Origin of the sequence: Neosynechococcus sphagnicola sy1, assembly GCF_000775285.1 — a bacterium.
In the GTDB taxonomy this organism is placed as follows: Bacteria; Cyanobacteriota; Cyanobacteriia; order Neosynechococcales; family Neosynechococcaceae; genus Neosynechococcus; species Neosynechococcus sphagnicola.
In genome coordinates this window covers 1-25735 of the sequence record NZ_JJML01000019.1, presented here as the reverse complement: position 1 = coordinate 25735, position 25735 = coordinate 1, and the positions used below count along the sequence as shown (strand labels likewise).

18 protein-coding genes and 10 pseudogenes are annotated in these 25735 nt (G+C 53.1%); 9 read left to right on the top strand and 19 right to left on the bottom strand.

Annotation, left to right across the window (positions count from 1 at the left end; genetic code table 11):
• Positions 1–457: 457 nt before the first annotated feature.
• Positions 458–1354, bottom strand: coding sequence for a methylenetetrahydrofolate reductase (locus DO97_RS09800; protein ID WP_036532944.1), 897 nt, complete (start codon positions 1352–1354; stop codon positions 458–460).
• A 59-nt stretch (positions 1355–1413) separates the two neighbouring features.
• Complete coding sequence (gene trpS, locus DO97_RS09795) at positions 1414–2421, bottom strand: tryptophan--tRNA ligase (protein WP_036532942.1); 1008 nt, start codon at positions 2419–2421, stop codon at positions 1414–1416.
• Positions 2422–2513: 92 nt separating this feature from the next.
• Here trpS and DO97_RS24375 point away from each other — a divergent pair, with 92 nt between their 5' ends.
• Together DO97_RS24375 and ftsH2 are read left to right on the top strand one after the other, a co-directional pair.
• The gene (locus DO97_RS24375; protein ID WP_036532940.1) at positions 2514–2816 is read left to right on the top strand and encodes a hypothetical protein; all 303 of its coding nucleotides are present in this window, start codon (positions 2514–2516) and stop codon (positions 2814–2816) included.
• A gap of 164 nt (positions 2817–2980) precedes the next feature.
• Positions 2981–4843: pseudogene (ftsH2, locus tag DO97_RS09785) on the top strand (ATP-dependent zinc metalloprotease FtsH2); the annotation flags it as partial.
• 308 nt (positions 4844–5151) lie between these two features.
• On the opposite strand, the pseudogene DO97_RS09780 reads toward ftsH2, so the two are convergent.
• The 3 genes and pseudogenes from DO97_RS09780 to folD form a co-directional block, all read right to left on the bottom strand.
• Positions 5152–5608 (bottom strand): annotated as a pseudogene (locus DO97_RS09780) (divergent PAP2 family protein).
• A 12-nt stretch (positions 5609–5620) separates the two neighbouring features.
• Positions 5621–6547 carry a geranylgeranyl diphosphate synthase CrtE gene (crtE, locus tag DO97_RS09775; RefSeq protein ID WP_036532938.1) on the bottom strand — a complete coding sequence of 309 codons (927 nt, stop codon included), beginning with the start codon at positions 6545–6547 and terminating at the stop codon, positions 5621–5623.
• A gap of 20 nt (positions 6548–6567) precedes the next feature.
• Positions 6568–7471, bottom strand: a pseudogene (gene folD, locus DO97_RS31010) (bifunctional methylenetetrahydrofolate dehydrogenase/methenyltetrahydrofolate cyclohydrolase FolD).
• Positions 7472–7736: 265 nt separating this feature from the next.
• Here folD and DO97_RS09765 point away from each other — a divergent pair.
• Together DO97_RS09765 and DO97_RS09760 are read left to right on the top strand one after the other, a co-directional pair.
• Entirely contained in the window at positions 7737–8195 is a 459-nt protein-coding gene (locus DO97_RS09765; RefSeq protein ID WP_052128592.1) for a hypothetical protein, read from the top strand.
• A 55-nt stretch (positions 8196–8250) separates the two neighbouring features.
• A pseudogene (locus tag DO97_RS09760) lies at positions 8251–8719 on the top strand (NUDIX hydrolase).
• Positions 8720–8848: 129 nt separating this feature from the next.
• Here the strand turns inward: DO97_RS09760 and DO97_RS25040 are convergent.
• The 9 genes and pseudogenes from DO97_RS25040 to DO97_RS09715 all read right to left on the bottom strand — a co-directional run bounded on the left by DO97_RS25040 (position 8849) and on the right by DO97_RS09715 (position 17030).
• Entirely contained in the window at positions 8849–9064 is a 216-nt protein-coding gene (locus tag DO97_RS25040; protein WP_036532936.1) for a transporter associated domain-containing protein, read from the bottom strand.
• Positions 9042–10124, bottom strand: a complete 1083-nt coding sequence (locus DO97_RS09750; RefSeq protein WP_204368560.1) for a hemolysin family protein — start codon at positions 10122–10124, stop codon at positions 9042–9044. Before DO97_RS09750 ends, DO97_RS25040 begins: the two co-directional genes overlap by 23 nt.
• 177 nt (positions 10125–10301) lie before the next feature.
• Positions 10302–11485, bottom strand: a pseudogene (locus tag DO97_RS31005) (aspartate aminotransferase).
• A 30-nt stretch (positions 11486–11515) separates the two neighbouring features.
• Positions 11516–12691: an iron-containing alcohol dehydrogenase family protein gene (locus tag DO97_RS09740; RefSeq protein ID WP_036533047.1), complete on the bottom strand. Its 1176-nt coding sequence runs from the start codon at positions 12689–12691 to the stop codon at positions 11516–11518.
• 229 nt (positions 12692–12920) lie between these two features.
• Positions 12921–13454, bottom strand: a complete 534-nt coding sequence (locus DO97_RS09735) for a Ycf51 family protein (protein ID WP_036532932.1) — start codon at positions 13452–13454, stop codon at positions 12921–12923.
• A gap of 3 nt (positions 13455–13457) precedes the next feature.
• Entirely contained in the window at positions 13458–13934 is a 477-nt protein-coding gene (sufU, locus tag DO97_RS09730) for a Fe-S cluster assembly sulfur transfer protein SufU (protein WP_036532930.1), read from the bottom strand.
• A gap of 97 nt (positions 13935–14031) precedes the next feature.
• Positions 14032–15280, bottom strand: a pseudogene (locus DO97_RS27595) (FIST signal transduction protein).
• A 183-nt stretch (positions 15281–15463) separates the two neighbouring features.
• Positions 15464–16247 (bottom strand): annotated as a pseudogene (locus DO97_RS09720) (ion transporter).
• 150 nt (positions 16248–16397) lie between these two features.
• Positions 16398–17030: an MOSC domain-containing protein gene (locus DO97_RS09715; RefSeq protein ID WP_036532927.1), complete on the bottom strand. Its 633-nt coding sequence runs from the start codon at positions 17028–17030 to the stop codon at positions 16398–16400.
• A 61-nt stretch (positions 17031–17091) separates the two neighbouring features.
• Here DO97_RS09715 and DO97_RS09710 point away from each other — a divergent pair.
• Together DO97_RS09710 and DO97_RS09705 are read left to right on the top strand one after the other, a co-directional pair.
• Positions 17092–17361 (top strand): annotated as a pseudogene (locus DO97_RS09710) (BrnT family toxin); the annotation flags it as partial.
• Positions 17345–17569, top strand: a complete 225-nt coding sequence (locus DO97_RS09705; RefSeq protein WP_036532924.1) for a hypothetical protein — start codon at positions 17345–17347, stop codon at positions 17567–17569. The pseudogene DO97_RS09710 and the gene DO97_RS09705, both read left to right, overlap by 17 nt.
• Positions 17570–17899: 330 nt before the next feature.
• On the opposite strand, the gene DO97_RS09700 is transcribed toward DO97_RS09705, so the two are convergent.
• The 3 genes from DO97_RS09700 to gpmI all read right to left on the bottom strand — a co-directional run bounded on the left by DO97_RS09700 (position 17900) and on the right by gpmI (position 20661).
• Positions 17900–18658, bottom strand: coding sequence for a hypothetical protein (locus DO97_RS09700; protein ID WP_052128590.1), 759 nt, complete (start codon positions 18656–18658; stop codon positions 17900–17902).
• Positions 18659–18809: 151 nt separating this feature from the next.
• Entirely contained in the window at positions 18810–19040 is a 231-nt protein-coding gene (secG, locus tag DO97_RS09695) for a preprotein translocase subunit SecG (protein WP_036532922.1), read from the bottom strand.
• A 25-nt stretch (positions 19041–19065) separates the two neighbouring features.
• Complete coding sequence (gene gpmI / locus DO97_RS09690; protein ID WP_036533043.1) at positions 19066–20661, bottom strand: 2,3-bisphosphoglycerate-independent phosphoglycerate mutase; 1596 nt, start codon at positions 20659–20661, stop codon at positions 19066–19068.
• A gap of 222 nt (positions 20662–20883) precedes the next feature.
• On the opposite strand from gpmI, the pseudogene DO97_RS29050 reads away from it, so the two are divergent.
• Both DO97_RS29050 and bioF read left to right on the top strand, forming a co-directional pair.
• Positions 20884–22064, top strand: a pseudogene (locus tag DO97_RS29050) (glycosyltransferase family 4 protein).
• A 35-nt stretch (positions 22065–22099) separates the two neighbouring features.
• A complete protein-coding gene (gene bioF / locus DO97_RS09680) occupies positions 22100–23299 on the top strand; it encodes an 8-amino-7-oxononanoate synthase (RefSeq protein WP_036532920.1) in 1200 nt (399 codons plus the stop codon).
• 321 nt (positions 23300–23620) lie between these two features.
• Here the strand turns inward: bioF and DO97_RS27590 are convergent, their stop codons facing one another.
• Together DO97_RS27590 and DO97_RS09675 are read right to left on the bottom strand one after the other, a co-directional pair.
• The gene (locus DO97_RS27590) at positions 23621–23752 is read right to left on the bottom strand and encodes a hypothetical protein (RefSeq protein WP_275574992.1); all 132 of its coding nucleotides are present in this window, start codon (positions 23750–23752) and stop codon (positions 23621–23623) included.
• A gap of 8 nt (positions 23753–23760) precedes the next feature.
• Positions 23761–24759, bottom strand: coding sequence for an Rpn family recombination-promoting nuclease/putative transposase (locus DO97_RS09675; RefSeq protein WP_239651612.1), 999 nt, complete (start codon positions 24757–24759; stop codon positions 23761–23763).
• A gap of 394 nt (positions 24760–25153) precedes the next feature.
• Here DO97_RS09675 and DO97_RS31000 point away from each other — a divergent pair.
• A pseudogene (locus DO97_RS31000) lies at positions 25154–25735 on the top strand (integrin alpha); the annotation flags it as partial.

Genomic DNA, 25735 nt, shown 5'->3' with positions numbered 1-25735 from the left:
ATCTTGGGTTGGAGGCTCGAGGGGAGGACAGTGGATAGTCAACGTGAACCAGAAGTGTTGAATCCCGATATAAAAACTTAATAATCGATTAGACAAGCCTCTCTGGCAGTAGGTCAAAGCTCCAGTGAATGATCGAGCAGCGATGGCTTAATTCCAGTTGCAAATAACGCAACTTATCAAGCGCTAGTTCAAATCTGAAGTGCATCAGTGTCTGGTGTATGAGAATAGAATAGGCTCCTCCTGTTTTAAGAAAAGCCCCGCGGAGTAAAGCTTTCAAGCTCACGACGATGCTCAGCTTCATTCAAGATTGGTAGAAGCATTCACTCTTGATATTGGCATTAGCGGCCTTGATCGTATCGAACGGTGAGTACTTCAGATGGCTTCAAATCATCCGTCACGGTTCTAGGGAGTGGGTATGTGAAGGGTTTCAGCCCATTAAAACAATCTTGGCAGACAATTAAGGTGCATTTAAGGGGTGAATTCCCGCTTTGTCGAGAATTTGAGGGATTAAATCTTCTCGTTTGACCGCCATCATATGCACACCCTGACAGAGTTCTCGGGCGAGGCATACTTGTTCTGCCGCGATCGCCACTCCCTCTTGTAGGGGATTCTCTGCCCGATCGAGGCGGTCAATGATGGATTGGGGAATCTGCACCCCTGGGACGCAGCGGTTGATAAACTGAGCATTTTTGGCCGACTTCAAGAGAAAAATCCCTGCCAGGATGGGTTTATTACACCCCGCCGCAATCTGGCTCATAAATTTTTCCAGTCGCTCAAAATCACAGATTAACTGGCTCTGGAAAAACTGGGCCCCTGCGGCTAACTTGTGCTCAAATCGGCGTTGCAGTCCAGACCAGCTACTCAGTTGGGGGTCAACCGCCGCCCCGACAAATAGATCGGTAACACCATCGGTTAAGGGCCGATCATTCCAGTCAAACCCCTGGTTGAGTTTACCAATTAGTTTCAGCAGCCGTACGGATTCCATGTCAAACACACTCCGGGCATCGGGGTGATCCCCCACTTTCACCGGATCCCCCGTCAGCGCCAGGATGTTGCGGATGCCTAGGGCATGGGCACCCATGAGATCAGCCTGGAGGCCAATACGGTTGCGATCGCGGCAGGCAAGCTGACAAATCGGCTCGATGCCGTGGAGGAGCAAAATCACTGAGGCAGCGACGGGGGACATCCGCAGCACCGCCCGACTGCCGTCGGTGAGGTTAATGGCGTGGACTCGTCCCTTCAGGATCTCTGCCATTGCCAGCATATGGGCTGGATCGCCTCCCTTCGGGGGGGCAACTTCAGCGGTAATTAAGAACTCGCCTGCCTCAGCAGCCGAACGAAAAACAGAGGTCATGCCAGCAGCGTCTTACAAGGGGATGGAGAGTCAGGAACAGCGGCAAATGAGGGCTTACCTCAGAGTGGTAAGGCATAGCCCATGGCTTGCTTTACCGCCGTCAGGGTTTGGTGGGCGATCGCCCCCGCTTTTTCCTGGCCTTGGCGTAACACCGTGTTGAGATAGCCCTTGTCGGCCATCACTGCCTGATACTGGTCTTGAATGGGTTTGAGAGCTGAAATTACTACCTCGGTGAGCAGGGGTTTAAATTGCCCCCAACCCATGTCCTGACAGGCGGCCGCTACCGCTTCTTTGCTTTGACCCGAGAGAATCATATAGAGGGTGAGCAAGTTATGGCATTCCGGGCGATCGAGACTGCTAAAGGCCAGCCCCCGAATGGAGTCGGTTTTACAGCTTTTGATCTTTTTCTGAATTTGTTCAGGGGAGTCTAATAAGTTAATGCGGCTGAGATCGGAGGGGTCTGACTTCGACATTTTGCGGGTACCATCCGCCAGACTCATCACCCTTGCTCCCTCGGGACGAATCATCGGCTCAGGTAGTTTGAGAATTTTCTCTCCCTGACCAAATTGGTGGTTAAACCGCACCGCAATATCCCGTGTCAACTCTAAGTGCTGCTTCTGATCCTCCCCGACAGGAACCTTATCTGCCTGGTATAGCAAGATATCCGCTGCCATTAACACCGGATAGTCGAGGAGACCGATGCTGACATTCTCCCCCTGTTTAGTCGCCTTTTCTTTGAACTGAATCATGTCATCCAACCAGTTCAAGGGAGTAATGCAGTTAAACAGCCAAGTCAACTCACAATGAGCGGGGATGTGGGATTGGACAAAAATAGTGGCGTGGCTCAAGTCGATGCCACAGGCCAGGTACAGAGCCGCGATCGCGTAGGTATCCTCCCGGAGGGTGGCGGGATTATGGGGAACGGTGATGGCGTGCAGATCAACCACACAGAAAAAATTCTCATACTGGCTCTGCCCGTCTACCCAGTTGCGAATCGCTCCTAGATAGTTACCCAAATGTAAATTGCCGGTGGGTTGCACGCCAGAAAGAACCCGCTGTTTGACCATCACTCTCAACTCGCCTGTTTTCGTTATAGAATGGTTAAAAGACTTAATAAATCTTAATTATCGTCTTTAAGCCAACTGGACACCCCTAAATTATGACCCAGACCGTAACCCTGGACGACATGGCTCAGTTACAAACCTGTTTGTCCCTTGCTCAGGAGGTCTCCCAACATTCCCAAGCGAGCATAGCCTTTAAGCAACTCCAGCAACAGTTAGGCACCGATACCCCCAGGGTAGCTGAACTGCTGGAAGTGCTCTGGCGGGAAGTTTTAGCAGCCCGACGTTCTGCCGAGTTTTGGCAACAGGTGAGCAATGTTGAGAAAGAAATTTCTGAGCGCATGGCAGCCAGTCACTTACAACTGCAACGAAACTATCTGCGGTTAATGCAAGAGCAGTAGTGGACAGTTGCCCTGCCTGCGATCGCCAGGTTACATTTGATTAAGATTTCTTCTCATTCTCAATATCGGCGATATCGGCTCCCTGGCCGCCGAGTCCTTGACTCAGCCCATTCAAAATCTCGATAGAAGCACTTATCTATACTGTTGCTAAAGGTGATCAGCGTATGAAATTTTCCTGGAAAACCGCACTCCTATGGGCGTTACCGCTGCTGGTAATCGGATTGTTTGTTTGGCAGGGAGCCTTTGCCCCCGCTGCTGTAAATACGGGGAGAAACACCGCCAGCACCCGCATGACCTATGGGCGGTTTCTGGAATATCTGGATGCCAACCGGGTCACCAGCGTTGACCTCTATGACAATGGTCGGACTGCAATTGTCGAGGCCATCGATCCAGAATTAAGCGATCGCGTTCAACGACTGCGGGTGGACTTACCCATCGCTGCTCCGGAGTTGATTTCGAAACTGCGAGATGCCAAGATCAGCTTTGATTCCCATCCTCCCCGTAACGATGGGGCAATCTGGGGCTTTTTAGGTAATTTAATCTTTCCCGTACTGCTGTTGTCTGGACTGTTCCTACTGTTCCGTCGCTCTGGCAATGTGCCGGGGGGCCCAGGGCAGGCTATGAGTTTTGGTAAGTCCAAAGCTCGGTTCATGATGGAAGCCAAGACCGGCGTTATGTTTGATGATGTGGCGGGCATTGAGGAAGCCAAGGAAGAACTTCAGGAAGTCGTTACCTTCTTGAAGAAACCCGAACGATTTACCGCCGTAGGTGCCCGGATTCCCAAGGGGGTGCTGTTAGTCGGGCCTCCAGGTACGGGTAAGACCTTGCTGGCAAAGGCGATCGCCGGGGAAGCAGGGGTTCCCTTTTTTAGCATCTCGGGTTCAGAATTTGTCGAGATGTTTGTTGGGGTCGGAGCTTCACGGGTGCGGGATCTGTTCAAAAAGGCGAAGGAAAATGCACCCTGCATTGTTTTTATTGATGAAATTGATGCCGTCGGTCGGCAACGGGGTGCCGGCATTGGCGGCGGTAACGATGAACGGGAGCAAACTCTAAACCAACTGCTGACGGAGATGGATGGGTTCGAGGGCAATACGGGCATTATTGTCATCGCGGCCACCAACCGCCCTGATGTTCTCGACTCCGCCCTGTTGCGTCCGGGGCGGTTTGACCGCCAAGTGACGGTGGATGTCCCCGATGTCAAGGGTCGTCTGAAGGTGCTGGAAGTCCATGCCCGTAATAAAAAGTTAGCGGAGAGCGTTTCCCTAGAGGCGATCGCCCGCCGTACCCCTGGATTTTCTGGCGCTGACCTCGCCAACCTGTTGAATGAAGCAGCAATTCTCACCGCCCGGCGGCGTAAAGACGCGATCACGATGCTAGAAGTTGATGATGCTGTTGATCGGGTGGTGGCAGGAATGGAAGGCACTCCCCTGGTCGATAGCAAGAGCAAGCGGTTGATTGCCTACCACGAAATTGGTCACGCCATTGTCGGTACCTTAGTCAAGGATCACGACCCGGTGCAAAAGGTGACACTGGTTCCCCGAGGGCAGGCTCGGGGACTAACCTGGTTCGCCCCCTCAGAAGAGCAGGGCCTGATCTCTCGGGCTCAGATTCTGGCTCGGATCACCGGAGCCCTGGGGGGTCGGGCAGCAGAAGATGTGGTTTTTGGGGATGCCGAAGTCACGACTGGAGCCGGTAACGATCTGCAACAGGTGACCTCCATGGCCCGTCAAATGGTCACCCGCTTTGGGATGTCCGACTTGGGGCCCCTGTCTCTGGAAGGTCAAACCAGCGAGGTGTTTTTGGGACGGGATTTGATGACCCGCTCAGAATACTCTGAAGAAATTGCCGCCCGGATTGATAACCAAGTCCGCACCATTGTCCTCCATTGCTATGAGCGAGCCTTGCAACTGATGCGGGAGCATCGGGTGGTGATGGATCGCCTCGTCGATCTGCTGATTGAGAAGGAAACCATTGATGGGGAAGAGTTCCGGCAGATTGTTGCCGAGTATGCCCATGTTCCTGAAAAACGAGCCTTTCCTGCCCCAGCTGTAAATCAGCAATTCATCCCTAATAAAAAACGCCTCCGAATTGGGGGCGTTTTTGTCAGTGTGGGGAATTTGAGGCTCCAGTAGTTGCTGGTGGAGCAGGCGAGATCGTTTCTTCAATTGTCTAGCTCTCGCAGCAGCGAGCTTACCCTTCGTATTTCTCCCCCGTCGTCGGGGGCTTTCATGTTTTTTTAGTCTCATGGTGCCTCGCCATCTTCTGATACATTACGAATACTACAAGTATAGTACAGCTTAACCCGTGGTCAGTCAGGGTCTAGGCAACAGGAAAACTAATACAGAATCTCTGCCACCCAAGAGACGCCAATTCCCAACAACAGCCCGACAATGACTTGCACGGGGGTATGTCCTAGAAGTTCTTTGAGTCGGGCTTCATTAAATTGATGATTACCTTGAAAAAACTTCATCAATAATTTGATTCAAAATCCGTGCCTGCTTCCCAGCTGCTTGCCGCACCCCAGCGGCATCGTACATGACAATCAGGGCAAACAACGCGGCGATCGCAAATTCAGTACTTTCCCAGCCATCGATCTGCCCCACCTCGGTTGCCAAGGCAGCCACTAATGCTGAGTGGGAACTTGGCATCCCCCCAGTTTCCACCAGACTCCGGAAGCTGATCTTGCGATCGCGAACTAACTCGACGAACAATTTAGAAACCTGGGCAATCAGACAAGCAATCAATGCAACCAGCAGGATCCGGTTGTGGAGAATTGTACTCACGTCCTGCATCATGGAAAACCTCTAGTGGCGACGACTGGTAATGTAGTCTGCGATCGCGATCAGTGGATGGGCCTGTTCCCCAAAAATAGCTAGCTCTGCCTTGGCATTGATCACCAATTGTTGGGCATGGCGCTGGGATTCTTCCAACCCCCAAATGCTGGGATAGGTTGCCTTCTGAGCCTGGAGATCTTTCCCGGCAGTCTTGCCAAGAATATCGCGAGTAGCGGTGATATCTAAGATATCGTCAATAATCTGAAATGCCAGTCCAATATTTTGGGCATAGCGGGATAAATGCTGCACTTCCTTGGCGGTGGCTCCTGCTAACATCCCCCCACAGACGACGCAAGCTTCGAGGAGAGCACCCGTTTTATGGGTGTGGATGAAGTTGAGGGTATCCAGAGAGATATTGGGCTGCCCCTCGGCATCCAGATCCATCACCTGCCCCCCCACCAGTCCGCTGGCCCCCACCGCCCGGCCTAGGCGAGCAATCACTTGCAATAGGCGATCGGCTGGTACACTCTTGGTCTGGGTGACAATAAATTCAAAGGCATAGGCGAGCAGTCCATCCCCCGCTAGAATCGCAATGTCTTCACCAAACACCTTATGGTTGGTAAGTTTTCCTCGGCGAAAGTCGTCATTATCCATCGCCGGTAGGTCGTCATGGATCAGCGACATGGTATGGATCATTTCCAGGGAGCAGGCCGTGGGCATGGCCATTTCCAGAGTGCCCCCCAGCAGTTCACAGGTGGCGATGCAGAGAATGGGCCGTAGCCGTTTGCCACCAGCCAACAGCGAATAGCGCATGGCTTCATAAATCTTCTCAGGATAAATCACCGGCAGGGCCCCATCCAGTGCGGCTTCCACCCGAGTTTGTCGCTCTGCTAAATAGCCGAAGAAATCAAAATCAGAGCCCTGTTTAGGTAAATGGATGTCGTTTGTAAAAACCATGCCTTGATCCCTCCTGTTTGTTAGCCTCTCAACAGAGGTAACGCTCGATCCTTCAAGCGCTGACTATAGCTCCATACTGTATTGTGCAACAGCATGGTTACGGTCATGGGGCCAATCCCCCCTGGAACTGGCGTCAGAAACTGGGCAACCTGTCCTACGGACTCAAAGTCCACATCTCCCACCAATCGCCCCTGCCCGGTGGGATCGGTGACCCGATTGATGCCCACATCAATGACCACGGCTCCAGGCTTGACCATGTCTGCGGTCACCAATTCTGGGCGACCCACCGCCACAATTAAAATGTCGGCACTGCGGGCGATCGCCGACAAGTTTGGGGTACGAGAGTGGGCAATGGTAACCGTCGCATCTGCTTCTAGCAACATCAGGGCGATCGGCTTGCCGACCAAAATGCTGCGGCCAATGACAACGGCATGCTGGCCGCTGGGATCAATGCCGTAGGCCTGAAGTAATCGCATCACCCCGAGCGGGGGTACAACTGCGTAATCCTGGCTCACCTCGCACCAGTCGTCCGAGATTTTCAGGATGCAACCCATCGGCATCTTTAGCAGGATCAATTTGATGGAGGAGGGGAATTGCATCCAGGTGTTCTGGGAGGGGGAGCTGCACCAAAATGCCATCCACGCACGCATCTTGATTCAATGCCTGAATGTCCGCGGCCAGTTCGGCCTGACTGGTCATTGCTGGATAGTGCCGTCCAAAGGAAGCGATGCCAACGGCAGCACAGGCTCGTTCTTTATTGCGGACATAGGCAGCACTGGCTGGATGATCCCCAACCATTAATACCGCCAGTCCCGGCGGTCGGTCGGCAGTCGGCTGTAAAACTTGAATCTGTCCCTTCAGCTCCTGCTGAAGCTGCTGGGCTAGCAATTTACCATCAAGAAGTTGAGCCGTAGGTACAGACATTGATTTACAAGAGTGAGCAGCAAGGGGTAGGGTCGCAGGCCAGATATCCAGAAGATTTCAACATTCCATCTGCATCATCCAGGTTGAAAGAATCTCTGTCGGTGTTGCTAGCAATCCAGGGCAACTTTTCTTCACAATCACCTTTGCCTCTCCCAGCCAGCATGGAAAGGATACTTCCCTTAATGCTAGTTTCTCAGATTTCGCCTATCCTGTGAGACAAGATTACCGATGATTTCATGATTATCCACAGGTTAGGGGAAGCAATATGACCCTGAAGCAACTCTTGCTCCAGGTTGGACGAGTACAATTGCTCACTGCCTTGCTGCTACTCAGTGGGTTTAGTTGCGATCGCTTGGCTCAATCCGGGATTCCTCTCCTCAGTGCAGGGGGCACCCTCACCCCCATCCATGACCTTCAACAACAGCCCCAAACCGATAGCCCCGTCTATCTGCGGGGGCAGGTAGAGCGGCAAGTGCCCCTGCTCAGTGGACATGTTTATGAATTGCGAGATCAAACCGGGAGCATTTGGGTCTTCGCCCCCAAAACCATACTGACGCTGGGGACAGAAGTCACCGTTCAGGGAACCGTTCGTTACCAGGGTGCGGTAGTCGAGGGTCAAGAGTGGGGTGAAGTATATGTCGAGCTCCAAGAAGCCTCCCCCTCCCCCTTAAGTCCCTCACCGTCAACAACGCCTGCTCCGGTTCCCAAGGAGTCTCGTCGTTGATCCGGATATGCCGATACGCTAGGTTGAAGTGCTGTGTCCTGATCAGGGGAGATGCATGCAAGAAGTCAGCTTCACGGTGAGCGTTGTGCCTGTCCAAGTAGCCATCGCGATTCTCTATCGCCCCGGCCAGTTTCTTCTCCAGCTCCGGGATGATATTCCCGGCATTCTCTATCCAGCTCATTGGGGTTTTTTTAGGCGGCCACATTGAACCCCAAGAAACTCCAGAAGCGGCACTGGAGCGGGAACTACTAGAAGAGATTGGCTATCAGTTACCCCAGGCGGAACTCTTCGGCTACTATCCCGATCCGGGGGTATTACGCCATGTCTTTGCCGTGCCCCTCACCGTTGAACCGACGGTCTTAACCCTCCAGGAGGGATGGGACTTGGGACTGTTTACCCCGGAGGATATCCAGCGGGGCGATCGCTACTCCGACCGAGCAGGGGGCGTTAAACCGTTGGCAAAGCCCCATCAACAAATTCTGCTGGATTTTATAGCCCAGGGGGGCACCCGCCTTGATGGATAAAATCAAGTGCTGGACTTACAAGTAAAAACCAGACGGTCACAGGCCAATGCTGGGAGGTTGCCTGGGATGCGATCGCACCATCCTCATCCACTCAGCCGCAATAACTCAGTCAGCGTCCATGGCCTAAGCCTACTTAGATCTGACCCGCACCCGCTGGCCATCTTCTAAAACCGTCAGCAGAATATTATCGACGGCGAGATAGTCCCCAGCGACGGGGGGGCGATCCAGTTCTTCCAGAAACAGCCCTGCCAGGGTTGCCGCTTCGTCACGGGGAAGATGAATGTCTAATTCATTATTGACAGTAGCAATACTAGCTCGAATCTTAAAAACTGGCTTCGTGATCACTCAGGTGACGAAATTCGCGCTCTTCTTCGGCATCATATTCATCGCGAATTTCGCCAACAATCTCCTCCAGCACATCTTCTAGGGTGACCAGGCCAGCGGTGCCGCCAAACTCATCACGCACGATCATCATGTGCAGACGATTTTTCTTCATGTGGCGCAACAGATCGGTGGCGGGTTGACCTTCAGGCACATAAGAAGCCGGACGGAGTAATTCCCGGAGACTGGGAGGATTTTGCATCAATCCGGGTAAAGGACGAATCAAATCCTTAACGTGCAGAATCCCTAAAAGATTATCCAGATCCTCATCGCAGACGGGCAGGCGAGTATGGGCATTCTCAGAAACAATCTGGTAAGCCTCTTCTAAGGTTGTGGATGCCTTTAAGTACTGAATCTCGACCCGGGGTACCATAATCGCCCGTGCCGTAATATTGCTCAGCTCCACCGCCCCATAGATGATTCGCCGCTCTTGTTCGCCCACTGCTCCCCCAGTACGGGCAGCATCGACCATGGCTTTCACTTCTTCGACGCTGATGTGTTCTTCCGCGTCTCCCACGGGATTGCCGGTGACGCGCAAGATCAGGTTGGTGATCTCACTGAGGGATTTCACCATCGGGTTAATGACCCGCCCTAGCCAGTGAATGGGGGCAATCGCAATCAGGGCAAAGGCTTCCGAGTGTCGCAACGCTAGCTTTTTGGGAACCAGTTCCCCCACCACTAAGGTAATCAGGGCAAAGATCACGGTTACACCCACGAGGGCAATCGGTTCCGCCACTTTCCCGATGAAGGGCTTGAGGGTTCGCTCTAAAGGGCCTGCTAGTTCTGTGGCGGCGGTTGCCGATGTTAGGAAGCCCGCCAGGGTGATGCCCACTTGAATCGTAGCCAGGAAGCGGGTGCTATCCTCCGTGACCTTGAGTACCAGTCGCGCCTGTTTGCTGCCCCGTTCAGCGAGAGATCTCATCCGGACATCGCTCACAGAAACCAACGCAATTTCTGCGGCGGCAAAGAAACCATTGACTAGCACCAGACCGCTAATCAGGGCAAGCTGAAAGGCAATATCCATTGTGACGTTTGTGGGATGCTGGGGAGAAAGGACAGGATACTAACCAGACTACTCAGCGAAATACTGCTAATTATAACCAGGTGCTCTAGGGGAAACATCTGACCTTGGATCGTATCTGTTTCAGCCCTGCGCTAACAGCATCCCTCTTGATGACTTTTCCACAGCCACGATTTCGGACTAATAGCAAATACTAGCCTGTTTAAAGCGGCGTAGGACTTCCCCCAGGCGATCGCATTCCGCAATTAAACTGATGCGGACATACCCTTCTCCGGCGACCCCAAAGGCATTCCCAGGGGTGACCACGACTCCGGTTTGCTCCAACACTGAGAGGGCAAAATCCGTGGAGGTGCTTCCAGGGGGACAGGGTACCCAAAGGTACATGGTTGCCAAGGGTTTAGGCACCGTCCACCCCAGTTCTGCTAGCCCTGCAATCAGAAAGTCTCGACGGCTACGGTATCGGGCTTGAACCTCATGGAGATAGATATCCGGGAGTTGCAGGGCAGTCTCTGCCGCCGTTTGCAGGGCGGCAAAAATTCCGTAGTCCAAGTTGGTTTTCAGCGTCCGTAATCCCCGGAGGATTTGGTGGTTGCCGACGGCGAATCCCACCCGCCAGCCGGCCATATTATAGGTTTTGGAAAGGGTGTGGAATTCGACCCCAATCTCTTTCGCCCCTGGAATTTCTAGCAAGCTAGTCGGTTGATAGCCATCAAAGGCCAATTCGGCATAGCAGAGGTCATGAACCAACAGAATCTCGTACTTGTGGGCAAAGGCGACAATCTCCTGGAAAAACTCCCCGGGGGGCCGTTGCAGCGGTGGGATTACTGGGATAGTTAAAGTAGAGAATTTTGGCGGCTTCGGCAACAGCGTCTGGGATGGCTGCCAGATCAATGAGCCAGTCGTTTTCCGGCTTCAGGATCAGGTTGTGAATTCTGGCTCCTGCAATCATTGGCCCCCGAAAGTGGGCGGGATAGGCAGGACTGGGGACTAAAACCAGATCCCCTGGATTCACGTAGGCAAGAGCGAGATGGGTCAGCCCTTCCTTAGACCCTAGCAATGGCAAAGCTTCTCCCTCAGGATCGAGGGCAACACCGTAGCGATGCTGATACCAGGCGGTAATCGAGTGCCGAAAGCTGGCAGTGCCCATAAAGGGAGGATAGCCGTGGTTCGCTGGATTCTGAATCGCTGCGATCGCTGCTTCCACGACGGGTTGGGGGGTGGCTCCATCCGGATTGCCCATGCCGAGGTCAATGATGTCCAATCCTTGTTCCCGAGCTTGGACTTTCAGCTCATCCAGGCGAGCAAAGACGTAGGGGGGAAGGTCTCTCAGGCGGTCAGCGGGGGTTAATCCAGTCCAGGTTCATGAAAGATGTAGCCAACAATAACTCAGGGTATTAAGATACTTTACTGCCAGGGGGACCCGAAACAGTAACGGGATTCAGGGCGGACTCCTGTCCTGGAACGGTCAGGGTTGACCCCATTGCAGCCACCAACTGTTCTGGGGTGACGGCGAAGGGCAGCCGATGGATATCAGACTGGGGGCTACAGGCGATCGCGGCGACGGTTTGGAGTTCCTGGAGAGTGCTCTCCCCCAGTCCCAGATCCTCCAGATGTAAGGGCAGGTGAAGGTGACGGTAAAATTTCAACAACTGTTGGCGGGCGGCCAGGGCGAGTTGACTACCCTGCAACATTTCTTCCAATCGCAGTTGCACCAGAATGCCGTAGGCAACTTTCTCCCCATGCAGCATCTGGTGGCAGGCAGGCAGGTGGGTGAGTCCATTGTGCACCGCATGGGCAGCCACCGTGCGGCATTGGGCACCCCCTAAGCCACCGATCACCCCCGCCATCAACACCGTTGCCTCCACAACTTGACACCAAACTGCTCCCCCTGGGTCTGCAAGAGCCATGGGAGCTTGCTGAAACAGCAGATCTCGAAGGACACGCGCCTGCTGCACAGCAGCAATTACCAGAGCTTGATCGGAATCGCCACTGCTGACAGAAGCTTCGTACCACTTTGCCAGGGCATCACCAATCCCAGCTACTAGCGATCGCTGTGGAGCCGTGGCAATCAGGTCATAGTCCAAGATTAACAAGGCAGGGCAGTGAGCCAAACTGACATCATATAAAAACGCCCCCTGGGGGGAATAGACATTGGAAAGCGCTGTCCAAGCAGCACAAGTTGCAGGGGAGGTAGGAAGGGTAACGATCGGTAACCGACACCGATCCGCTAACAGCTTGGCTGCATCCAGCGCCTTCCCCCCCCCAACACCGATAACGAAGTCTGCCTCATGGGTGAGAACGGCCTGTCTGAGAGCCAGGAATCCCGCTTCCGTACATTCCCCTCCATAATCGGCCTCAGCCCCATCAAGGGCATTGGCTGCGAGCAGCGATTGTAAATGGGGACGAACCACCCCTAGGGTTCGTTGTCCCCCCACCACTAAGGGCCGCTGCCCCAACCGGGTAATCGCAGAACCAGCTTGAGATAGGGAACCTCGAAAAACTTGAGTCGGGGCGATGGTCAGCATTGGGGTTACCGAGTTCAATGCCGGAGTCGAGACGGGGTTGGGCATGGGAACAGAGCTGGGCGCAATGATATTGCAGAGAAACCATCCCAGGATCAGCACTGGGAACACCATGGAGTGTAGAGTTCCTATTATAATTTTTCAGCTCCAGTAGTGAGCTGATGATTCGCCGCGAATTGCCGTGACGTTGGTGCTGTTTCCCAGATTTCCCTTGGGCTTCTGAGACAGAGACAAAAAAAGCCGGAAAAACGAATCTCCCCCTGAGATTGCTCCCGAATTAGGTGGCAGGGGATGCTGCTGGTTTGGGCAGCAGGGCGAACTGATCGGCAAATATTTGAATCTGGTTAGCGTCATCTGTAGCTGCACCCAAAACCCGGCGTACCTGTCCCAGATACACAGGCTGAGAGACACCAGGTTGAGGATGGAGAATCGTGCGGGCTCGCAGGAGAATGGTCTGACCCGTGGGGCTGAGGCGACTATAGCTGTATAGTAAGTCCCCCGCCGCCTGTTGCAAGGTTGCCTCAAGTTCTGGGGCAGTAATCGTGGGGGGAACCACAATCACCACCTGGTTCGCCCCATTATCAAAGACCACCGAGAAGTGCACTGCACCGGGAATGGCGGGGTGGGTAAACGGCACCAAACCCAGGGCAAATAGCCCCCCGGTCAGCACTCCCATAAAACCTGTGACCCCTACCAGACGAAAGCGAATGCCCCACTGGAGAACAAATCCCAAGCCTGCCAGGGTGGCACACACCAGGGTGAAAATGCCGACCCATTGGGAGGCCGTCAGAAACTCAGCAGTACTTAACATAAATCACTCGGTTTCGTTGCTAATAAACCCTGGCATGAGGTTGCCATTGGCAGTTTCCAGTGCCGCTTTCAGCGTATGCCAGGACAAGGTGGCACATTTGATGCGTACCGGGAACTGAGACACCCCCTGCATCACATTTAACTTGCGAAATTCCTTGGGAAATTCGGCCTGCCCCTTCATCATGTTCTGAAACTGCTGCACCATGGCCAGGGCTTCTTGAACCTCCCGACCGCGCAATGCCTCCGCCATCAAATCCGCAGAAGCCATGGCGATCGCACACCCTTCGCCTTCAAATTTGACCTCCTGGATCCGATCACCCCCTTCACTCAGTTGCAGTGTCAACTCAATCGTGTCTCCACAGGAGGGATTATGTCCCCGCTGGTGGCGATGCACGGGATTGGTGGTACCGCGATGCCGGGGTTTTTTATAGTGTTCCAGAATCACTTGTTGGTAGAGGTCACGCAGATTTGCGATCGTCATGGAGCTGTTCGTCCAAGTATGAACATCTTTGTACTTCGTACTTCAATCCTATCAGCGTCCTGGAAGACTGGCAGGGAGAGATCCGGCAGGTCAGCCCTTAGGGCTGGTGGCAAATGCCAAAGACCGAGGTGTAACCGTGAAGAAAGGTATTTCCAGCAACTGGGCCAATTTCACCATTACAGAAAAATCCTCCTAGGGGTACCTGTTGCAAGTACTGGCTAAAGAGTTGGGAATCAAAGTCGGGTTGGCCGTAAAGCCCCTCCCCGCGCCCGAGGCAAGTAAACATCAAGGCTCCGGCTGTCGCAGATCGCCCCTGATCAGATTTTGGATACCGCTTTAACAACAGTTGCAGATCCTCCGCCGAGGTCTGGGCATCACGCAAATGGAAGCGAATCCGTTGCCCCGATCGCACGCGATCGCCAATGGCAATCACCCCCGATCGGGGGTCAACTCCTAACAAATTCCGAATCAAGAAATCTCCCTGCTCCAAGTGCTGTTTAAACCCATCCCGAGCAATGCCAATAAACAGAGAATGTTGGGCCAAGGTGCGGTCGGCCTCACTCAGATCTTGGATAATCCCTTGCAGCGCCTCCAGGGGGGTTTGCTGTGGACACCGACTGGCACTGAGGTTCTCTAGATCTGGCTCTTCTTCAAGACCCATGAGGAAATTTCGCTCCCCTTCAATCACCCGGAACAGGGGGCCAACAGGACGACAACCCTGAGCCACAATCGTATCTAGGACAATGTTGCCGCTGAGTACCACCCCCACGGTTCCCTCCCGATAGAGTCGATAATCGCAGAACAGTCCCGTACTGCTGGCTGCTCCAGAATTTGCCAGTCCACCCACTTTCACCGTGTCAGCATAGGCATAGTCAAGGCCTTGGAGCAGATCATTCACCTTCGCAGAGAAGGCATCGGCTAGCAGAATAAACTGGGGCTGTTCTTGGGGTTGCACTCCCATCAAGGCCGTCCAGGCATCCGGAGGGCTATCCAGATCGGGCAGATCCTCAGCGGAGATGTGAAAGCTGTGGATCTTTACCCCTGGGAGATAGGCCAGACTTAAGCTGAGGGCTGACTCTCCCTCTACCTCTCGGGTGACCCCTTGGGCATCCATCCCGATCACTACCCCCCCCACTACAACCAATCAGGGTGGGAACCCGCAACCGCTCCTGTAATAGCGGCATTAATCGCGAGTATTCACTGGCAAAAGCCGAAGAGATAAAGACCAGCCCCAAATCTGCATCCGACTGCAACTGTCGAGTCGTGCGTTCTACCACCTCTGCAACTGCTGCCTCTAAGGATGGGCGTGTCGATAGGGCATTCACCCACTGCATTTGGTTTGACACTGCTTCCCCCATCCTTAAGACTCCTATGCAATTACTATAGGGCAGCGTTCCGACGGCAGTCATCATAGCTATCAATCGACATCAATTCCGGGCGATGGCCGAAGGCCGGTCGGAGACCATCGCGCCACGCTTAAGAAACCCAATCTATCGTCAAATCTTGGCTCCTGCTACCGGATTGGCCGCCTACAGCTTCGGTAACTGGGTGCCGCAGACTTTGCAGAACTTAGCATCCGTATCGTGCAAGGCATGACTACATTGGGGGCAGAGAATTGAGAGTTGATTGGCAGTCTTGAGAAATTGCTTGATCAGGTCGCCAATCTGCCAGGGAATCAGCGCTACCCCTGTGATAATCATCAATACGGTTAATAACCGTCCGGTCTCGGAAATCGGTGTCACATCTCCAAACCCCACGGTGGTCATGGTGGCGATGGAGAAATAAAAAGCATCCAGGAAGGTCTTAAATTCCGCTGAATTATGGGGATGCTCAACTTGGTAAATCAGACCGGAGTAGACAAAAACAATTGTAAACAGGGTGAATAAAATCCGGACAAAAATGATGCTATCTTCCCGACTGACATAGCCAAAAATGGTTCTCCCTTCGATGAAACGTAAAAGGCGGAGAATCCGAAACCAGCGAAAGACGCGGATAAAGCGGATATCAAAAAAACCCGATCAAAAACGGCAAAATCGCAATTAAGTCGAGCACCGAGTAGAGATTAAACAGGTGGCGCAGTCTATTCTCGGCACACCAGAGTCGCAGCACGTATTCGATGGCAAAGACACAGAGACAGAAAGAGTCCACCATTGCCAGTTGCCTCCGGACAGCTGGCTGCAGAGGATAGGTTTCAGCGACAAAAATGATCGAGGACAGCAACACCAGAATCGCGATCGCCAGGTTTACCGCCCGACCAATGGGGGTCTCCAGATCCTCTAGATAGAATCCCCAGGACTTTTTTGAGGAGGACACTATTACTTTCGAAAGAGTTCGTAGAAACCCAGGCTAACATGCACTGAGTGTCCCGTGACCAGGATTCAGTGAGCGGCGAGCCTCGATACAATGTTGAGCTGCCATCCAGTGGTTGACACTTAGTATTGACGCGGCACTAGCCTAATGCCGTTATTTTATTTGTTGTTGGAAGTAGGTCTTCAATTCGGTCGCTAAGGCTGGAACCTGAAGGGCGCGGTGCACCAAAATGTCATCCGCCTCACGCACATAGATTTTCACAATGTCGGCAACGGTGATATTGTTTTCGTCGCGGCTTACCTGTGCGATCTCATCCCCCGCGCCAACTTCCCCCTCCTTCACAACCGAGAAGTAGATACCGCTCAACCGACTGTTGAGAAACCGTTTAACCATATCGTCGCGCCCAAACTTGAGATTGAGCTTGAAGCAAGGGAATCGGGGCTGCGTCACCATCACTTCAGCGGTGCCAATGCGAAAGCGATCGCCGATATTCACCGTCGTTTCTGATAAGCCCTCGATCGTCAGGTTCTCGCCAAACGCGCCCCAAGGCAACTCTTGATCCGGTAACTCTTGCCGCCAATAAGCGTAATGCTCCATGGGATAGGCGTAAATCGCTTTCTCGGTACCGCCATGCACCGTTAAATCTGCCTGCTGATCACCGGCTAGATTCAGCGATCGCATCATCACCCGTCCGGCCACAGGCTGCTTAAAAATACTCGTTGTGATCGGCCTTCCCTTCCAACTCACTTCCCGTGGCAATCCAACACAAATGGAAATTAGTTTCATCCGGCAACCCCTTGAACGATCACTCCCTGAAACTCTAACGCACCCTCGCGCAGTCTTCTGATTTCGGCTCGATCCCAACAAGGCAAGCTCCAATCTTCAGAAACATGGGGTGTCTTTTGAGGAAGCGGTGACGGTTTTTGGTGATCCACTGGCTATCACCAAAAACGATCCTGACCACTCGGTCGGTGAATTTCGCTTGGTGACGATCGGGATTTCTCATTTAGAGCGTCTTGTCGTGGTATTGCATACTGAAAGAGAGGAGCAGATTCGCCTGATCAGTGCGCATTTAGCAACCCGTAATGAGAGAAAAAGGTATGAGTTCGGAGATTGACCCTACGGTTGAACAGGAAACTGATGATGAGATGCGTCCTGAATATGATTTTTCAGGAGGTGTTCGGGGCAAGTATTATGAGGCATATCAGCGATCGCGCAATGTAATTATTCTCGACCCAGACGTGGCAGCCGTTTTTCCAGATTCGGCTGCGGTGGATGAAGCCTTGCGATTGCTTGCCAAAATTGCCCAGTCTGTCCAAGACTAACGATAAATTCATCTGTATCCCGAAAGGAACCGGGAGTAGCGTAGTAGCCGCTATTCAGGAAAGGGGAACTGCCTTCTCTGTGGTTAGCATAATCTTTCAATCCAGCTTGTGTTAGCGATCGCCCGTTTGTAAAATCTTGTCTGTGCTGAGTTGCAGTTCTGGGAAGATGTGCGATCTCAATATTTCCCCAACTCGAAACTGCTGAAGCTGATACAACTCCAGATGATCCTTAATTTGTTGCAGGTTTACCCATGTTTGCTCGGGCAGTCGTTCCCCCAGACGAGCGATCGCCGAGCGTAAATCCTTTGCATAGGCAAAACCAGCGTATGCTTAATTACCATTTCGCAGCGGCCACCCTAAGCGAGTGGGTTGCTCGTAAACGCGCTTCAGGGTATTCACATCCCGCTGCGAAATGGTCGGCGGATTGCGAACTTGGGCAAAATACATGGTATCTGTCTCTTGGGGACTGTGCCCCCAAATTCCCAGGGCATGACCCAACTCATGGCGCGCCGCTGCTCGGACATAAAAGGCGGTTTGTTTGGGGCTGAGATAGATGACGCAACGATGGATTAACACCGAGGCGCTACCGCTCCCCTGTTGCAGGTAGAGGGCATAGCGGGTTTCTGCCGAGCGCACCCGCTCAATCACCGGAGCCACCGAAGGGCTAGGGCGAGGCGCGAGGCGCAAGGGGGGCGATCGCCGCCAGATGGCAATATCAGCGCTCTCCGACTGATCGACCACCACTAGGGGCAGGTAGGGTTGCCATTCCTGAACCGCTGCCAAGACTGCCTGAGTCCAAGCAGTCTCCGAGGGTTGTTTGCCCGGTGGCTCCACATACACCTGAATGGGAAACTCTGACCAAACCAGGGCACCCACCTCTGGCGTGACAAGTTGATCCCAGTAATCGCCCCCATCGTTGCGCCACTGAGCCAGGGAAGGGGGAAAGGGGATGGGATTGCAGGAGCGGCAGTTGTTCGGGCGGGATGGGGGAACTGGGAATCGCGGTTCCTTCCCCCAGGGTTTGAGCCTGCAACCCCGACGGCGATGCTCGAAGGTGGGTCTGAGGCGATCGCAGAAATACGATGTCATCAGTTGGGGTAACGGACAGCGGCAATGTCCCCGGATGGGCTGTGCGCAGAATTCCCCCGCACATCAGTAACGCGAGGGCGATATTAACCCCGAACCGCCACAGTCCCTTGCATCGATTCATGGGACAGGAAGACACCTCCCCAGCCTGATGCTATTGACTGAGCCAGTTGGCGCTCAAAATGATCGTCAGCCCCATAAACATCACACTCAGGGTCCAGGTGATCCGATTCAGGGTTGTTTCAGCACTTTTCGTGCTGGTAAATAGTTGTGCCTGCCCACCAATCGCGCCAATGCCATCACCTTTGGGGCTGTGGAGTAAAACCAGAATCGTCAGACCCAGGGCAGAGACCAACCAGACAATTTTGAGAATCTCGACAGCCATAAAAATCCTTAGCAGTGAAAATGAATTAAAGGGCGACCCGCACCGGAGTACGGTTGCGACGGACATCAAATTCGACGGGTTCGATCAACGACTGCCCCGTCATTTCCGGCGGCTGAGGTAACCGGAGAATCTCCAGGATCGTGGGGGCAATGTCTGCCAAACAACCGGATCGAAGCTGCACATTCGTGCCATGTCCAGGAATTTTCAGCCCCTCTCCTTCTACCAGGATAAAGGGAACCGGATTGGTTGTGTGGGCAGTCCAGGGATTGCCTTCCGGGTCATGCATATATTCTGCATTGCCATGATCGGCGGTGATCAGCGCCGTCCCCCCTGCTTTGGCGACGCTGGCTAGTAATTGTCCTAGGCACTGATCCACCGTTTCGATGGCCTGAACCGTTGCCACCATCTGCCCTGTATGACCCACCATGTCAGGATTGGCATAGTTGATCACCACCAAGGAGTAAACGCCCCGCTCCAGTGCCGCGATCGCTCCATCGGTTACCGCCTGGGCTGACATGGCTGGTGCCCGGTCATAGGTAGAGACCATAGGACTGGAGACCAGCTCCCGATCTTCTCCGGGGAAGGGTTCCTCTAAGCCGCCATTGAAAAAGTAGGTAACATGGGCATATTTTTCGGTTTCAGCAGTGCGAAATTGGTGCAATCCCTGGTTGGCAATCACTTCACCCAGAATATTGTTGAGATTTTGGGGCTCGAAGGCTACCAACACGGGGAAGGCCGGATCGTACTGGGTAAAGGTGGCAATCGTCAGAGGAGAAATCAGGGGACGCTCAAAGCCTCGGAAATTTGGATCCACCAGCGCCTGGGTGAGTTGGCGAGCCCGATCGGGACGGAAGTTATAGAAAATCAGTCCATCCCCAGGGGCGATCGCCCCTGGGGCAATGCGAGTGGGGAGCACAAACTCATCGTTGATGCCTGCGGCATAGGAGGCTTGTAACACCTCTAAGGCCGATCTCCCATCGCCGGGGCCATCCGCTGTCATCACCTCATAGGCCCGTTGCACCCGATCCCAACGATGATCCCGATCCATGCTGTAGTAGCGGCCACCAAGGGTAACAATCCGTCCGATCCCCAATTTCGCCATGGTTTGCTCAAGGATTTGCAGCATCAAGTGCCCATCGCTGGGGGGCGTATCACGCCCGTCGGTAATCACATGAATACAGACCTCTTGCACACCTTGGTGCTTGGCTAACTGTAACAGTCCTACCAAATGGCTGAAGTGAGAATGAACGCCGCCTTCTGAACACAAACCCACGAGGTGTAATTTGCCATCCCGGTGACGAATTTCTTGGCAGACCTTCACCAGTGCTGAATTTTCCAGCAGGGTACCGTCTTCAACGGCATCTGAAATCCGAACTAATTCCTGGGGCACCACCCGTCCGGCTCCCAAATTCAGGTGCCCGACTTCAGAGTTACCCATCTGTCCCTCTGGGAGTCCCACTGCTTTCCCAGAAGTGTGAATCAGGGTATGAGGATAGGCTGCCCAGAGACTATTCATCACAGGTGTCTTGGCAGCGGCGATCGCATTGCCGTCGAGGGCTTCTCGATATCCCCATCCATCTAAAATCACTAGCACCACCGGAGAAACAGGCGCTTGCGGCATACTGAAAATTGCCCCTTTATGCAGCAGTATCATCGCAATCATACCATCGACCCTGAAGTCTGAATTTTCTCGGTCGGGGGGTTGTCGGCACTGGAGCAAATTCTGTCCGCTGCGAAACAGGTTGACTCCGTAGTTACCGTTAGCCATCCCTGTCTAAAGTTGTCAGAATTTATGTAGAGTTGTTAGGGACAGAAACCCCGGAGTTGGGACGTCGGAACAGCAATGAAAATCTTGGTACTCACCTGGGAATTTCCCCCGCGAATTGTGGGCGGAATTGCTCGCCATGTGGCGGAGCTATACCCAGAGTTAGTGCAGCTAGGACACGAGATTCATCTGATTACCGTCGAATTTGGCGATGCCCCTCACTACGAAGTCGTAGAAGGCATTCAAGTGCATCGCGTCAAGGTGCCCCTGAGTCACCACTTCTTCCACTGGGTTGGCAACATGAATGAGCGCATGGGCCAGCACGGTGGCAAGTTGATGGCGGCGGAAGGTTCCTTTGATTTGATCCATGCCCATGATTGGCTCGTCGGCGATGCGGCGATCGCCCTCAAGCATGCCTTTAAAATTCCCCTGATTGCCACCATTCATGCCACGGAATATGGTCGCTACAACGGCATTCATAACGCTGATCAAGACTATATCCATCGCAAAGAAAATCTTCTGGCCTACAATGCCTGGCGGATTATCGTCTGCACCGATTACATGCGTCGAGAAGTGGAACGGGTCTTAGCCAGTCCCTGGGACAAAATTGATGTGATTCACAACGGCATCCGTCCTGAGAAAAAGCAACTCCACTTCGATGGGGCAACCTTTCGCAGACGTTTTGCCACCGACAACGAAAAAATTGTCTATTACGTGGGGCGGATGACCTATGAAAAGGGGGTTTCGGTGCTAGTGGCCGCCGCCCCCAGAGTGATTGATGCCATGGCAGGTCAGGTGAAGTTTGTGTTGATCGGGGGGGGAACACCGATGGGCTGAAACGGCAGGCCTGGGATTTGGGCATCTGGCAGAAGTGCTTCTTCACTGGGTTTATGTCGGATCATGACTTGGATCAATTTCAGACCATTGCCGACTGTGCCGTGTTTCCCAGTCTCTACGAACCCTTTGGCATTGTGGCTCTAGAAAGTTTTGCCGCCCGAGTCCCCGTCGTTGTCTCTGATACAGGGGGACTCCCTGAAGTGGTGCAACATCGGAAAACCGGAATTGTGACGCACACGAACAACGCCGACTCCTTAGCCTGGGGAATTTTAGAGGTGTTGAAGCATCCCGATGATGTCCAGGCTCTCACCGCTAATGCCTATACTGAACTAGAAACCCGGTTTAGCTGGCCGAAACTCGCTCGACAGACCGCAGCCGTTTACTGCCGAGTGGTGCAGGAGCGGCAACAGGTGGTGTGGTAGGGGAGAGGGTGATGGTTGCTGGAGCCTTGAATTGAATGCCCCCTGATCCCTACGCCTGGATTGATCAAACCCTGCAAGCGATTCATCGGGCAGACTGGTATCGTTCAGTACAGGCGGTGTCCGGCTCCCCCGGATCGGTGGTCACCCTGGAGGGTCAGAAACTGCTGAATTTTGCCAGTAACGATTACTTGGGTCTCGCTGGGGATGAACGGCTGATTCAGGCCGCGATCGCCGCTACTCAAGTCTATGGCACTGGCAGCACTGGGTCGCGGCTGTTGAGTGGGCATCGAGAACTCCATCACCGCTTAGAGCAGGCGATCGCAGATCTCAAACAAACCGCAGCAGCCCTCGTCTTTAGTTCTGGCTATTTAGCCAATCTGGGGACAATCTCAGCCTTGGTAGGAGCACGGGATCTGATCGTGGCCGATCAATATAATCACGCCAGTCTAAAAAGTGGGGCGGCACTGAGCGGAGCCACGGTGATGAATTATCCCCACAGTGATCTGACGCTGCTGAGGCAGCAGTTACAGCAACATCGTTCTCACCATCGCCGTTGTTTGATGCTGACGGATAGCGTCTTCAGTATGGACGGGGATCTTTGTCGGTTGCCGGATCTGCTGGCGATCGCCGAGTCGTTTGATGCCATGCTCTTGATTGACGAAGCCCATGCCACAGGTGTCCTCGGTGAGCGAGGATCTGGAGGTGTGGAGCACTTTGGCTGCACCGGACGTCCCCTGATTCAGATCGGAACCTTGAGCAAGGCACTGGGAAGTCTGGGAGGATATGTAGCTGGTACTGCTCCCTTGATTGACCTACTCCGCAACCGCGCTCCTACGTGGATCTACACCACAGGTCTGTCTCCCGCAGATACCGCCGCCGCCTTAGCAGCAGTGCAGATTGTCACCCAAGAACCCCAACGACGGCAGCGCCTTTGGCAAAATGTGCAGATACTTCAACAAATGCTCCAAAATGTCTTGGAGCATTTTGCTCCCCCTACCTGGAAACTGCTGCCCTCGGAGTCCCCGATTCTTTGCCTCCAAGTCGAGGATGCGGCGACGGTTCTCTCCCTGGGACGGCAACTGAGGCAGTGGGGCGTTTGGGCAGCGGCGGTGCGTCCCCCCACAGTGCCGACGAGTCGTCTGCGCTTCACGGTCATGGCAACCCATACCCCCGATCAGCTGCAACAAGTCGCGATCGCCCTTCAAAAACTGGCTTTAGGGGCATGTCATCCATGACATCAATCGATGCCTAGGCGTTAAATGAGTGACCCCATTGAGACATCGTGAATCTCAAAAACGGCCTCTTAAAAGTAGCTACTCCCCAGCAACTATATTCCCCCCCGTCATCCCACTGCTTCAAATCTAATTCTTGATCTGTGGGGCAAAATTTAGTCTTAATGGTCTTTGGCGTAGCTGCTCCTCAGTTGCTTGATTGCCCGCAGCCATGCATCTAGATCAGCGGCACTGGAAAAGTCAAACAGTGCCTCGGGTATTGAACCTCAGAACTCGACGACTCTACCCTCGAACTCGGATCGCCGAGAAAAATTGTAAAACATTTTACAAAATAGCTCCACCCTTGGAGAAAATACCGCGATCGCTCCCCCAATAACTCAAAGCTGGAAAATGTAATCTTGAGCAACACGGCAGGTCACCCGCGCGATCGCGGAGCAACTGCGCCAGAACTGCCATCCACACCCTTAAAGAGATGTGAACCAGTTATCTAGATCGGATGGAGTGGCAAAATCTAACAAAGCCTCGCCTAACGCCTCCACTTGCTCTAGGGATAACCCTTGCAGTTGAGTCAGTACCCCAGGGGATAGGGTGCCCATGCGGCGGGTGAGTAGACGAACAATCAGCGATCGCTCCCCTTCTAGCTTGCCTTCAGCTCTTCCTTCTAGCTTGCCTTCCAGCTTGCCTTCTAGCTTGCCTTCTAGTCTGCCCTCCGCTCTTCCTTCTAACTTACCTTCCTGATAAACCCTGGTTTGGGTAATGGATTCTGCTAACCCCAGCATCTTGGCGATTTCCTCCCGGCTAGACTCAGAAAACTTGTAGACCATTATCGTCTCAATTAACTCCAATAGTACTCCCTGCGGCAGCCACGGCTCACCTTGCTCAACCTGCGTCAGGAGTTTACGGGCTTGCTTCGCCGCCTGCCTGCGAGACGCCACCACTAACCTCACTAAATTAATGCCGGGTAATCCCGAGTCTGGGGGGAGTTGATTTAAGTAGATGCGCTCCACTTGATCGCTCTCTAATAGTGAGACATAGGCCAGCTTCTGCTTCGGTTCAATGGATCGCCGTGCCAAAATTACCACTGCTTTCCAATGACGAATCCTGGGATTTTGAGCCAGAAATAGAAAAATTTCCGCAAACAAACGCCGATAAAGATCTGGATCAAGCTGAAACTGGACTTCTACAAAATAGATTGGCAAGTCTGGATCAGAAGCCGGGGGCAAAAAAATCCCATCCAGGCGGAAGGCGGTTTGCTTAACCTCCACGGATTGGAACTGATAGGGAATCGCCGGAGACTCTCCCAGCAATTCAAATAGCAAATGAGGAGCCGTGGAGAATAAGCGATAAAACAGAGAATCGGTTTTCAATCGGGAGATGGCTGAAGATGGCTCAATTGTATATCTAGCAAGGAACACCCCTGAAGCCCGATCGCGCAGGGAACCGAACTCTTCTCTTCTTCCCACCTTTAGAAGGGGGGATTGAGGGGGGTATTTCAGCAACTATCAGCCAAACGCAATTACTCTCTGGAGCTAGCCCACCCTCCATCGACTGCCCCAAACCACGCAGATCGATTAGCCATTAATTTTTCCCTGACCGAAAGTATTTCCATTCTTTATCAGTGGGGCAAAACTTAGCCTCAAATGATACTGTGCTTGTAAATTTAACCTGATTTCCATCAGTTCAAAAGATAGCAACAGGCAGCACTAGCAGCCCATTGAACTCCGAGTCTCAAGCAGGTTCCCACTCCATAACAGCCAATTAATAACAGCCAATTATTTTGCAACGCCGCATTTCTTGAATGACCGCAGCCGTCTTCCCTAACTCTGAACTCATTGATCAAATACAGGAGAAACACCCATGGTTAGCTCAGCTCTCAATCTCTCCAGCCTCAATGGTAGTAATGGCTTTATCCTTAACGGTATTAATGCAAGTGACGAATCAGGCATTTCTGTTAGCGGAGCAGGGGATGTAAACGGTGATGGCATCGATGACCTTATTATAGGGGCTCCCTTTGCCGACCCTAATGGCAGCCGTTCAGGTCAGAGTTACGTAGTGTTTGGCTCTACTAGTGGGTTCAGCAGTACTCTGAATCTCTCCACCCTCAATGGCTCCAATGGCGTTTTTTATCAATGGCAGAACTGGAGGTGACGCCTCAGGCCATTCAGTCAGCAGTGCCGGAGATATTAATGGGGATGGCATTGATGACCTGATTATTGGCGCTGTACGCGCCGACCCCAATGGCAAAACAAATGCAGGCCAGAGTTATGTCGTGTTTGGCACTACCAGTGGCTTCAGCAGTACCTTGAACCTCTCTACCCTCAATGGCAGCAATGGCTTTGTAATTAATGGAATTAATGCGTCTGACTTCTCAGGTCAATCAGTCAGTGGGGCAGGAGATGTGAATGGTGATGGCATTGATGACCTGATTATTGGTGGTTA